Source organism: Bacillus sp. SG-1 (genome assembly GCF_000181495.1).
GTDB lineage: Bacteria > Bacillota > Bacilli > Bacillales > Bacillaceae_B > Rossellomorea.
On the sequence record NZ_ABCF01000079.1, the window covers coordinates 1 to 11,149 of the forward strand.

11 protein-coding genes are annotated in these 11,149 nt (G+C 42.5%); 3 read left to right on the forward strand and 8 right to left on the reverse strand.

Annotated features, from left to right (window positions below; all coding sequences use genetic code 11):
* A partial coding sequence (locus BSG1_RS17145; RefSeq protein WP_006838443.1) for a heavy metal translocating P-type ATPase occupies positions 1-1,802 on the forward strand: 1,802 nt, incomplete at its 5' end.
* Positions 1,803-2,060: 258 nt separating this feature from the next.
* On the opposite strand, the gene BSG1_RS17150 is transcribed toward BSG1_RS17145, so the two are convergent.
* Both BSG1_RS17150 and BSG1_RS17155 read right to left on the reverse strand, forming a co-directional pair.
* Entirely contained in the window at positions 2,061-2,903 is an 843-nt protein-coding gene (locus tag BSG1_RS17150; RefSeq protein ID WP_006838444.1) for a YihY/virulence factor BrkB family protein, read from the reverse strand.
* Positions 2,904-2,927: 24 nt separating this feature from the next.
* Entirely contained in the window at positions 2,928-3,308 is a 381-nt protein-coding gene (locus BSG1_RS17155) for a YtxH domain-containing protein (protein WP_006838445.1), read from the reverse strand.
* Positions 3,309-3,782: 474 nt separating this feature from the next.
* Here BSG1_RS17155 and BSG1_RS17160 point away from each other — a divergent pair, with 474 nt between their 5' ends.
* Positions 3,783-4,007: a DUF1128 domain-containing protein gene (locus tag BSG1_RS17160; RefSeq protein ID WP_006838447.1), complete on the forward strand. Its 225-nt coding sequence runs from the start codon at positions 3,783-3,785 to the stop codon at positions 4,005-4,007.
* Between the two features lie 386 nt (positions 4,008-4,393).
* On the opposite strand, the gene BSG1_RS17165 is transcribed toward BSG1_RS17160, so the two are convergent.
* The 6 genes from BSG1_RS17165 to motA form a co-directional block, all read right to left on the reverse strand.
* Positions 4,394-4,915, reverse strand: coding sequence for a type 1 glutamine amidotransferase domain-containing protein (locus BSG1_RS17165; protein ID WP_044023092.1), 522 nt, complete (start codon positions 4,913-4,915; stop codon positions 4,394-4,396).
* Between the two features lie 182 nt (positions 4,916-5,097).
* On the reverse strand, positions 5,098-6,084 hold the full coding sequence (locus tag BSG1_RS17170; RefSeq protein WP_044023093.1) for a class I SAM-dependent methyltransferase: 987 nt from the start codon (positions 6,082-6,084) through the stop codon (positions 5,098-5,100).
* A complete protein-coding gene (locus BSG1_RS17175; protein WP_006838450.1) occupies positions 6,081-7,397 on the reverse strand; it encodes an FAD-dependent oxidoreductase in 1,317 nt (438 codons plus the stop codon). The genes BSG1_RS17170 and BSG1_RS17175 overlap by 4 nt, the downstream gene beginning before the upstream one ends.
* A 199-nt stretch (positions 7,398-7,596) precedes the next feature.
* Positions 7,597-8,970, reverse strand: coding sequence for an alanine/glycine:cation symporter family protein (locus BSG1_RS17180; protein ID WP_006838451.1), 1,374 nt, complete (start codon positions 8,968-8,970; stop codon positions 7,597-7,599).
* A gap of 145 nt (positions 8,971-9,115) precedes the next feature.
* Complete coding sequence (gene motB, locus BSG1_RS17185; protein WP_006838452.1) at positions 9,116-9,877, reverse strand: flagellar motor protein MotB; 762 nt, start codon at positions 9,875-9,877, stop codon at positions 9,116-9,118.
* Positions 9,861-10,661: a flagellar motor stator protein MotA gene (gene motA / locus BSG1_RS17190; RefSeq protein WP_006838453.1), complete on the reverse strand. Its 801-nt coding sequence runs from the start codon at positions 10,659-10,661 to the stop codon at positions 9,861-9,863. Before motA ends, motB begins: the two co-directional genes overlap by 17 nt.
* 249 nt (positions 10,662-10,910) lie before the next feature.
* On the opposite strand from motA, the gene BSG1_RS17195 reads away from it, so the two are divergent.
* On the forward strand, positions 10,911-11,149 hold a 239-nt coding region (locus tag BSG1_RS17195; protein ID WP_006838454.1), incomplete at its 3' end, for a hypothetical protein.

The window sequence follows — 11,149 nt, forward strand, 5'->3', positions numbered from 1 at the left end:
TGGGCTGGCTGACGGCGGATGACTCCTCTTCACTATCAATCGTCTTCTATCTGCTGGCTTTTGTCATCGGCGGATTTGCTAAAGCAAAGGAAGGCATTGAAGAAACCATTGCCGATCGAGAGTTAAATGTAGAAATGCTGATGGTTTTCGCAGCAATCGGCTCTGCGGTTATTGGCTACTGGACTGAAGGTGCCATCCTGATTTTCATTTTTGCCATAAGCGGCGCACTGGAGACTTATACGCTGAATAAAAGCCAACGGGAAATTTCTTCCCTTATGGATCTCCAGCCTGAAGAGGCGTTAAGGGTAATGGATGGAACAGAAGAAAAGGTACATGTTTCCGAACTTTCTATAGGTGATCATATACTTATTAAGCCGGGTGAGAGGGTCCCATCCGACGGACTCATCATTAAGGGCGCCACCACCATTGATGAAGCAGCGATTTCAGGTGAATCATTGCCTGTCAGCAAGACAGTGGAAAGTGAAGTGTTTGCCGGCACTGTAAACCTGAATGGAGCCATCACGGTCGAAATCATCAAGCACAGCAATGAAACCCTCTTTCAAAAAATCATTGATCTCGTTCATTCGGCTCAAAGCGAGAAGTCACCTTCACAGCTCTTTATTGAAAAATTTGAAGGTAGTTATGTAAAAGTTGTCCTTGTCGTAGTTCTACTCATGATGTTTTTGCCCCACTTCCTACTTGGATGGAGCTGGACCGAGACTTTCTACAGAGCGATGGTCCTTCTGGTTGTTGCCTCACCTTGTGCACTCGTAGCCTCCATCATGCCGGCAACCTTGTCAGCCATATCAAACGGGGCAAGGAACGGCATATTATTCAAAGGTGGTATGCACCTGGAAAGTCTCAGTAACCTGCAGGTAGTCGCTTTTGATAAAACAGGAACGCTGACGAGAGGAAAACCGAAAGTGACTGATATCATCACAGACCAGGCACTTTCTGAAAGTGAAGTACTGGGTATAACCGCTGCCATTGAAAAGCAGTCTACCCATCCGCTTGCCCAAGCAATTGTGCAGCATGTCAAAACTTTGTATCCCGATGTACATTTGAACGATCCACAATCTCTGGAGGATGTTTCAGGATGGGGCGTGAAAGCTGTTGTCGATGGAACGGAGTGGAAAATCGGAAAAGCAGAATTTGTCGGCATCGAAGCAGCCAGCAATTTTGCAGGCGGTAAGTCACGACAATTGGCTGCCGAAGGGAAGACAACGGTTTTCATAGCAAATAACGAGGGAATTGCTGCATTGATTGCGTTAAAAGATGTTATCCGGGACGAAACCGAACAAGCGTTAGAATTATTGCGAAAAGAAGGAATTCGCACTGTCATGCTGACAGGGGACAGTGAAAACACCGCAAAAGCCATCGCCCGCGAAGCACAGGTGGATGATTATATCGCGGAATGCCTTCCAGAAACCAAAGTAGAAGAACTGAAAAAGTTGATGAATCAATATGGAACGGTTGCCATGGTAGGCGACGGAATAAATGACGCTCCAGCGTTAGCAACCGCCAATGTAGGGGTGGCCATGGGGGAAGGGACAGATGTGGCCTTGGAAACAGCGGATATCGTCCTCATGAAAAATGACTTAACACGTCTTGCCGAAGCTGTGCGCCTTTCTAAAAAGATGCAGAGAATCGTCAAACAAAACATCATCTTCTCACTGACAGTCATCTTCGTATTAATAGCCTCAAATTTCCTGCAGGTTCTAGATCTGCCGCTTGGAGTCATCGGTCATGAAGGAAGCACCATACTCGTCATCCTGAACGGATTGCGCTTGCTGCGTTCCTGATAAAAAAGGGTTTCCATTTGGAAACCCTTTTTCGTTCCTAGTGATAGCCGTTTTGTCCGTTAGCAGATCCGGATGTTTTGTGCTTTGGTTTATGCTTGCTGTTTTGTTTAGTGCCGCCATCTTTCTTCGTATGTTTGGTCATGGTTCATTCCTCCTTAAATGTTTAAGGCTTTTAATATAGCCCCCTTTAAATAGTCTGTTCAAACTAAAAAAAGAGTTTACCGGTAATAATCGGTAAACTCTTTTTGATGGGTTTTTTTAGCACTCGGATGAGTTCTTCACATTCATAATCGCATTGATGTGTCCACCAATCATGATGATAATGCCTGTAAGATAGAACCAGATCATCAGGACGATAATCCCCCCGATGCTTCCGTACGTAGCTGAATAGTTTCCAAAGTTACTTACGTAATAAGAAAAGGCCAAAGATGCACCTACCCATCCCAATGCTGCAAAAACAGCCCCGGGGACGGCACTTAAACATTTGATTTTCTTACTTGGGGCAATGAAGTAAAGACCCACGAACACAATGAATAAAATAATCGGCGAAATCGCCCATCTTATGGCTCCCCATATAGTCAGAAACTGATCTGAGAAACCGAACTGAGAAAACAGGAATAATCCTATTTGCTTTCCGAATACAGGAAGCAGCAAGGCAATAATGAAAACAAAAATCATGGCAATTGTCAATACAATTGACATTAGCCTTGTGACAATATAAGACCTGGACTCTTCCACTTCATAGGCATCATTTAATGATTTCACAATCGCATTCATCCCGTTGGATGCGGACCAGATGGTGGCGATGATACTGAATGATAATAAACCGGTATTGCGGTTTGACATCACTTCGTTAATCGTTGATTGAATCATCTGCATCGTTTCGCCTGGTGCAAAATCATTGATAACACTTAGGATATCTTGCTGTGAAAAAGGCAGGTAAGGAAGCAAGGTAACCAAAAAAATCAATAATGGAAAAAGCGAGAGCAGGAAAAAGTATGCCAGCTGAGCTGCCAACCCTGTCACATCTCCATCGGATATTTTCTGAAATAACTTCTTACCAAAACCCTTTATTCCTCCATCTTTACTCCTCTTCGTCATCCTTTCACCTCTTATTCTGCTTTATTACTCCACTCTTGAGTTGTTGGATTGATGATCCTCTTCAGTAAAAACCTCTTTATAGGATTCAGAAGAAGAATGAAGTGTTTCTTTCGCATCTTCTATTAAATCCTTAACTTGAGGAGAGAGTTCTTTGATTTCTTCAACTTTTTGATTGATGAATTCCATGTCCTCTCCAATTTGCTGTGCGGTTTCTCTCACTTTTTCATACACCTCTTTAGTGGATTCCACCAGCAGTTGAGGATCACGTGCATAACGGCTGATGAACTCGCCGCCCTTTTTCGTACTATCCATTACATCTTCTCTCGTTTCTTTATTCAACAGCGTAATAAATCCACCAGCCATTGCCCCGAAAACCAACCCTTTAATAAATCTCTTCGTTCCCATGTTCATCCTCCGATACATTAATGTTGTTATCTTGCACCTGTTTCTTTTCTTTAATCATATAACGTTACCTTCATTTGGTACAAACATGAAGACACCAATAATCTATCTTTATCCTACTTCTTTTCCTGCTGCCTGTTTCCCTTTATTTCTTGAAAGCTTTGTTAAAAGGGCTTTTGAATTTCCGGTGAGATTTCAATGGCCGGCAAGCTCTTTAGCGTGTTCATCCTGCCTTTACTTCGAGTCTAATCCGGGCGCGTAAACTTGGTTTCCTGCGATCAATTCAGGCGGAGCACACAACATTAGTTCAACACTCTAAGAGATAAGTTCGATTTATACTATTATTTATCCATAATTTCATTACTCAAACATATCAATAGGCTGTGACTCCTATTCCCAAGCAGTTCATGTTGACATCCCTTCGCAATAATGAAAAGATATTACTAATGACCAAAGCATAAAAGGATGGATGAAACCATGGATCTTTCACAAAAATCAACAGAAAACGTAGAATTTATGATTGAGAAAATCAAGGAAAAACTAAGGGTTGTCAACGTTGGCGCCATCAAACCATCTCATTTCGACGGCGAAATGTACGAAGAACTAAGAGATATCTACGACATGGTTGAGCGCAAAGATAGATTCAGCCCCAGCGAAATGCAGGCGATTGTTGAAGAGCTCGGCAATTTGAGAAAACAGTAACAAAAGTGTGGTGCCTCTGGAAGGATTGGTTTTACCTTCTTGAGGCACTTTTTCATGGGTATTGTTGGACTGTTGGAATCTAGCGTCCTCCTAAAGGCACTTTCTCTCTGGGATTTACTCGCTTTCTGTCTCTAGAACCCTCCTAGAGACACTCTCACTCTAAAATTGACTCCCTTTCTGTCTCTAGAGCCCTTCTAGAGACACTTTCAACCTAAAATTGACTCGCTTTCTGTCTCTAGAGCCCTTCTAGAGACACTTTCACCCTGGGATTGATTCGCATTTGGACTCCCCCCAAAGGCCTTCTCCCCGAAAACCGACTCCCGAGCTCCCAAAACTCACCATGAAAAAGGACCACCCAATCGGCGGTCCTTTTTCATGCTATCCATTTAGGATACGTTCTTTAACAGTTTCAGTGACTCACGGACAAATGCCGGGATGTCGTCTGGGTTACGGCTTGTCACAAGCTGATCCTTGAAAACCACTACTTCTTGATCTTTATAGGTTGCACCCGCATATTCCATATCAACTTTAATTGATTTAAATCCGGTTGCATCCTTGCCATCTAATGTTTTGGCTGTCAATAGAAGCTGGGGACCATGGCAAATCGCCATTACCGGCTTTTCACTATCCATAAAGCTTTTGGTGAATTGAACGAATCGTTCATCAGCACGCAGCTGATCCGGGGAAAATCCTCCTGGAAGGAATAAAGCATCGAACTCGTCCGGATTTACATTATCAATACCTTTATCGATAGTTACTTTTGCCTCTCCTTGCTTACCTTCTACAGTCTTTCCTGACTCTTTCTCAATGGTGACGACAGTGTGCCCTTCTTCTTTAAATGCATCTGCAGGTTTAGTATACTCTACATCTTCAAACATATCTGTTACTAAGCATGCAATCTTAGCCAAGTGTAACCTCTCCTTTAATTAACATTTTTTCTACATTTCAACTATTCCCGCTCCTCATTATCAAAAACCTGACGAACACATCAAAATATTGGAAAATACTAAAGCTTCGAACACCTGATGCTCATTTAAATTTTTGGGGTACTTAAACGCTCAATCACACCCTACAACGAAATTAGAGAAAATCATTTTTTAAAAACGGCAATATACCAGCCGCCTTCTTTGACAATCGGATCTATAGAGGTCATTTTTAACCCTGATTTTTTGGCAAAGCTCTTTAATTCTTTTTCAGTTGGCACCGGATAGAGATTATCAAAGGTCATGAAGAAGCTGTTAAACGCACTGGAGAATTCTTTCCCATGCTTCGGCTTATGGAGGGGGGTGATAATGGAGAGCGCCCCATCTTTCTTAATCCATTGTGCTGCATTTTGAAAAAAGCCAGTCCTCTCTTCCGGCTCGATATAGTGAAGCAGGTTGTTTGCCATTACCAGCTTGAATTGCTCTTCAGGCTGATATTCATTGATATCTTTGTTCAGGATTTCAATGTTACTGTGTTCCTCGATAACACCTCTCGCATTTCTGGCAACTTCCTCATTCACTTCCACTCCGACCATTTTTTTATCAGGGAACTTCTTTGCGAGTTTACGCAGATAGCCTGCTTCTCCACAGCCGACATCCAAGACAGAATCAACTTTATATTTCTTCATTACTTTCTCTACTTTAGGGTAAGCGAGCTGCTCCAATAAGGTTGAAGTTTTCGCCACTGTGGGACCGTGAACCTCGGAATCAAAGTGCTGTTTGCTTTGGTTCCTAAGAAGATCCGGGTAGGCCAGCAATGCGGGAATATGAAGTTCCATCATTTCTTTCAGGATGACGCCTGAAGAAAATCGATTGGATTTTGATTTTGGGAGCTTCCACTTTTTTATCGTTTTGACTCTCTCCCCAGATGTCTTTTTAAAATGTTTAAGGATGACTCCTACTTCTACCCATTGTTTAAGCAGGTCATATTCAAGCTTCCTATCTGCTGCAACCTCTTTAATGGTTACAGGTTTCTTGAACGATTTAAACAAATCAAGTTCATACCCGACATAAGCATGCCAGCTGATCAGAAAAGGCATATTCTTCTTCATCCAGCCCCTTGCCCGCCACACCCTTATATACTCTCTTATCATACTAATTGCTCCTTCCATTTCCACGGATAGTCTTCTCTTTGTGTAAACAGCTTTGCTGCTTTTTCTTCTTCTGTTAGGGGGGTACTCCGTTTTGGAAGCAAGCCTCCTTGTATCAACCTGTCTTTCAGCGTGTCCTGCCACATGCCCAGCCCTGAGACATTGAGCATCTGCTTAAAATGAAGAACAGGATCCTGCTCAATCCGCATCAGGCTTCTTGTTCTCAGTTTCCCTACCGATCTGTACGGATACGAGTAAGCCAGTGCCGAGAGATGGCTAAGCTTCATTTGATTGGCAACTCTTTGCCTTCGAACATGCGGGAACCACTTCAAGTTTTCTTCTTTCAGCTTATTTTGAGAGTACATATCGCATAGAAGTTCACCTAATACATCACCATCCTGAATGGCCATGTTCATCCCTTCACCTGCCATTGGATGGACAGTGTGTACCGCGTCACCGATTAATGCTTTATTTCCCTTTATATAGCGGTCGGTATGATAAGCCACCGGTACCATCAGCTGAATGGTCTTCCAGCTTTCAATCTGGTTTACATACCCTTCCATTTCCGGACATAACTCAACATACATCTCATGAAAATGTTCAATTGGCTTTTTCCTGATCTCCTTGTACTCACCCGCAGGGATCAAGTATACTGACCGCACTTCGTTATTCGGCAAAGGAAATAAGCCTAAGAAGCGGTCATAAGTAGAAATGATTTTTCCTTCTGTAAAAGAAGGAGGCCGCGGGAAGGTAACGGTAAGGAAATGATGATTGTATTCATTCTCTTCTTTCTCTATCCCCATTTCCTGACGGGTCACCGATGCCCTGCCTTCAGCACCTATATAAAACGCCCCTTCAAAGAGTTCTTCCTCTTTTTCTTTTCTATCTTCCACTATGGCCTTTCCATCAGAAAAACCTTTGCAACTGCTGTTGGACCTGTAATGAAAAGAAGGAGAAGTCATGGCTGCTTCCCTGATAATCTCCTTTAATTTCTCATGATGAATCATCAAGGAATATGAATATTCGCCAGGCACCACATCGTATTTCATATTCGACTCATTTGCTTTGCCTGACTCTTTATCTATTTCTACGAGATTTAATTCGTCAATCACATGTCCATTCTCTTTTATCTTTTCTAATAAACCCAACTCGTCAAATATTTGCAGACTCTTGGGCTGGAGCAGTTCGCCTTTATATACAGGCGTTGGACCGGGAAGACGTTCAATCACGGTTACATCAATACCGCATTTTGCAAGTTTAAGCGCGAGAGTCAGTCCCCCGATACCTCCTCCTGATATAAACACATCCGTTCTCAAATAATCACCGCCTTTTTACCGATATTTATCCTTTTTTCTCTCTTTTGAAACAAATCGATGTGCCATAACCCGACTTAAAAGGTTGAATTATTTCCCGGAAAATAAGGATATGTGACGACTTCTTGCCTTATTAATGCGTTTTCTGTAGATAAACCAAAAAAGCCGGCTGATGCGAGGTGCATTGCCGGCTTTTTCGACTTTATCTTTTTCCTGTATCTTTTAGATAATATTTGTCGGAGGTGAAGAATTCCTGTGTCAGCCTTTTTACTTCTTTACTTAACAGCAATACCGCTAAAATGTTAGGTATCAGTATCGCGACAAGCGCCAGGTCAAGGAACTGCCAAATGACTTTGGCGGCTCCGACAGATCCAAGGATGATGGCTGCAATATAAACAAATTTAATCATCATTGCGGCTTTTAAACCAAACAGAAACTCTGCTTGTTTGGCACCATAAAAAATGATGACCACTATCGTTGATAAAACAAAAAAGATCAGTGAACTGGTGACGATAAAGCTTCCCGTACTTCCAAGATAGCTGTCAAATGCTTGTGTTGTTAATGCAGACGGATTATCAAGTGCTCCTTCTGCTGTCCAAACACCTGATGAAATAACGACGAATCCGGTTGCCGTACAAACAATCAATGTATCGATCACAATACCGATGATGGACCACAGCCCCTGCCTGACAGGGTGGTCGGTCGTAGCTGCCGCATGTGCAATCGGAGCTGTTCCGAGACCAGCTTCATTGGAATACAATCCTCTTGCAAAGCCCCATCTAATCGTTTCAGCGACAGCTGCTCCGGCAAAACCGCCCATTGCGGACATAGGTTGGAAAGCATGGGTAAATACAAGATTCAATACGTTTGGAAGTTTTTCCAGATTCATGAATAAAATAACCAGACAGGCCCCGACATAAATAATCGCCATGAACGGAACAACCATCTCTGTTACTTTTCCAATCCTTTTGATTCCCCCAAAAACAATCAAAGATACAACCAGCGCTATGGCTATTCCCGTCACCATGCCGTCAATTTCAAGCGATTCTTCTACAGTGGAGGCAACAGCATTTCCTTGCACCATGATGCTTGGTATCAATTCAATCATTAAGGCGAAGGCAAACCATACACCAAGCCATTTCATGTTCAGGCCGTTTTTCATATAATACATCGGACCGCCGACAAATTCGCCTTTTTCATTTTTTTCACGGTACCTTACCGCAAGTACACTTTCAGAGAACTTGAGTGCCATTCCCATCAAAGCGATGACCCACATCCAGAATAGTGCGCCAGGTCCGCCAAACATGATGGCGGCCGGAACTCCTACGATGTTCGCTGCCCCGATTGTTGCTGACAGCGCCGATGTCAGAGCCTGAAGCGGCGTGACGGTCCCTTCACCTTTAGGTTTCTTGAAAACACTTCCCAACGTTTGCTGAAATATGTAAATGGGATAACGGAATTGCACAAACTTTAATAATAAGGTCAAGTAAAGACCCGTACCTGTTAATAGGATGATTACCGGTGGCCCCCATAGCCATGTAGAGACCGCTCCTACCACATCTAAAAATCCTTCCAATCTACTAACCCCCTGTGAAAATTCTAATAGTTATTACCCATTCCACTTCACTCCTAAACTTCAATTGCCTGACTGCAGCTAGCTCCAACAGAAAAAGCACCCGCAATTTTTGCAGGTGCTTTTTTATGGCTTCATTTTAATTCTATTACATGATCCTAGGCAGAATCAAAACTTCCACTCTTCTGTTTTTGGCTCTACCTTCACTTGTGTCATTACTGGCCATCGGTTTGAATTCGCCGAAGCCTTTTGCGCTGAACCAGCGGGGGTCGAGGTTTTGATTTTTCAATATGATCTTCATGAAATTAACAGCCCTCATAACACTGAGTTCCCAGTTTGATTCATAATTCGCGGTGCTGATTGGAACATTGTCTGTATGGCCGCTGATAATGACGCTTCTCGGTGTATCCATTTCCAGCAGTCCCGATAACTCCTTCGCTATACCTTCATCCTTCGCTCCGACTACAGCTGAACCCGACTGGAAGAGGACATTATCACGGATGGTCAGCAGGAGCCCTTCAGAAGTCAATTCTGTTGCAAATTGGGTCTGAAGTTCATTTGCAGCAATATATCCGTTCACCCTGTCCTGCAGCTTTTTTAATTCTTGCATCTCTCTTTTCTTGGCTGCTTCGAGTTCATCTACCGTTAAAGAATTCTGCTCTTCGTTTTTGTTTCTATCCCCGGCATCTGTTTCTGGTACGGGTGTAGGATATTCCATCACACCTGTACCTCCTACGAATATTTCATTGAAGGCTTTAGACATCGCCTGAAATTTCTGTGCATCCACACTGCTTGATGCAAACAGTACAATGAAGAGTGCTAATAGTAGTGTAAGTACGTCAGCATAAGGAATGAGCCATGATTCATCAACATGCTCTTCATGATGATGTTTTTTACGCCGCCGTGTCATCCTTGACCACTTCCTCTTCCATGATTCGTTTCCTCTCGCTCGCCGGCAAATAGGATGCCAGCTTCTGCTCAATCACTCTAGGAGCCTCTCCTTCAATGATTGACAGAACGCCCTCTATCATCATCACTTTTATTTTAACTTCCTGCTTTGACTTGCGCTTTAGCTTATTGGCAAATGGATGCCAAAGGACATACCCGGTGAAGATTCCCAGAAGAGTAGCCACGAATGCTGCTGAGATGGCCTCTCCCAATTTCGAAATATCCTCCATATAACCCAGAGCAGCAATCAAACCAACCACCGCTCCGAGTACCCCAAGGGTTGGAGCATACGTTCCTGCCTGAGTGAAGATCAGAGCACCGGCTTGATGCCTTTCCTCCATTGCATCGATTTCCTCGTTAAGGACATCACGTATGTAATCAGCATTCTGACCATCAACCGCAAGCCCCATCCCATTTTTCAAAAATGGATCTTCAATTCCACTTGTTTTTGCTTCCAATGCCAGCAAACCTTCTCTTCTTGCAAGGTCAGCCCATTCTGAAAACATTGTAATAAGTTCTTTAGGTTCCTGCAGTGTATTTTCCTTGAATAAAACCCCAAACAATTTAGGAACCCTCTTAATTTCGGAAGTAGGGAAAGCAATGGTCACTGCACCAATTGTTCCGAAAATAATTATTAAAATAGCCGGAAGATTCATCAGTTTGTCTACAGGCACTCCCTTTAGAACCATTCCGACACCAACTGCAAAAACTCCTAATATGACTCCAATTAACGATGTTTTATCCATAGAATTCACCCTATACTTTTATTCTTACCTTTTATATCGGATGATGAAGAGAATATTGAAGGACAAATTACTCATTTCAGCGATTTACTATTTTTAACAAATGAAAACCATCCAATCATATCTTTTTAAAGTAACAGTTTAAATTCAAAGAGCTTTTTATAACATTTCCTCTTTAAACTCTAAAATTATTGCGACAAATGTCGATAAAATAGTAGAACAGATTAATTTATCGAACAGGGGCGACATAAAATGACCATTGAAGATTTAAAACTGCAGGATTTAAAGAAGAAAAATTTCCTCATGCTTATCCTTTATTCTATTTCTTTATTAGCAGCCATCTCTTATACTCTGATTCATCAACTTCCATTTATGGAGACAATCCTGTATTCCATCCAGCTTGCAGCACTTATTGCCTTCTTTCTTATTTTTCAAATGGCTTTAAAGAAGTTCTATTTGTTCCCTCTCTTCACAATGCCCGTTATTTATTA

What these genes read in the sequence shown, in the direction of transcription:
- motB (WP_006838452.1), bottom strand. Translation starts at nt 9,877, where the DNA reads ATGACACGGCGGCGTAAAAAACATCATCATGAAGAGCATGTTGATGAA.
- BSG1_RS17170 (WP_044023093.1), bottom strand. Translation starts at nt 6,084, where the DNA reads ATGATAAGAGAGTATATAAGGGTGTGGCGGGCAAGGGGCTGGATGAAG.
- BSG1_RS17150 (WP_006838444.1), bottom strand. Translation starts at nt 2,903, where the DNA reads ATGACGAAGAGGAGTAAAGATGGAGGAATAAAGGGTTTTGGTAAGAAG.
- BSG1_RS17155 (WP_006838445.1), bottom strand. Translation starts at nt 3,308, where the DNA reads ATGGGAACGAAGAGATTTATTAAAGGGTTGGTTTTCGGGGCAATGGCT.
- BSG1_RS17160 (WP_006838447.1), top strand. Translation starts at nt 3,783, where the DNA reads ATGGATCTTTCACAAAAATCAACAGAAAACGTAGAATTTATGATTGAG.
- motA (WP_006838453.1), bottom strand. Translation starts at nt 10,661, where the DNA reads ATGGATAAAACATCGTTAATTGGAGTCATATTAGGAGTTTTTGCAGTT.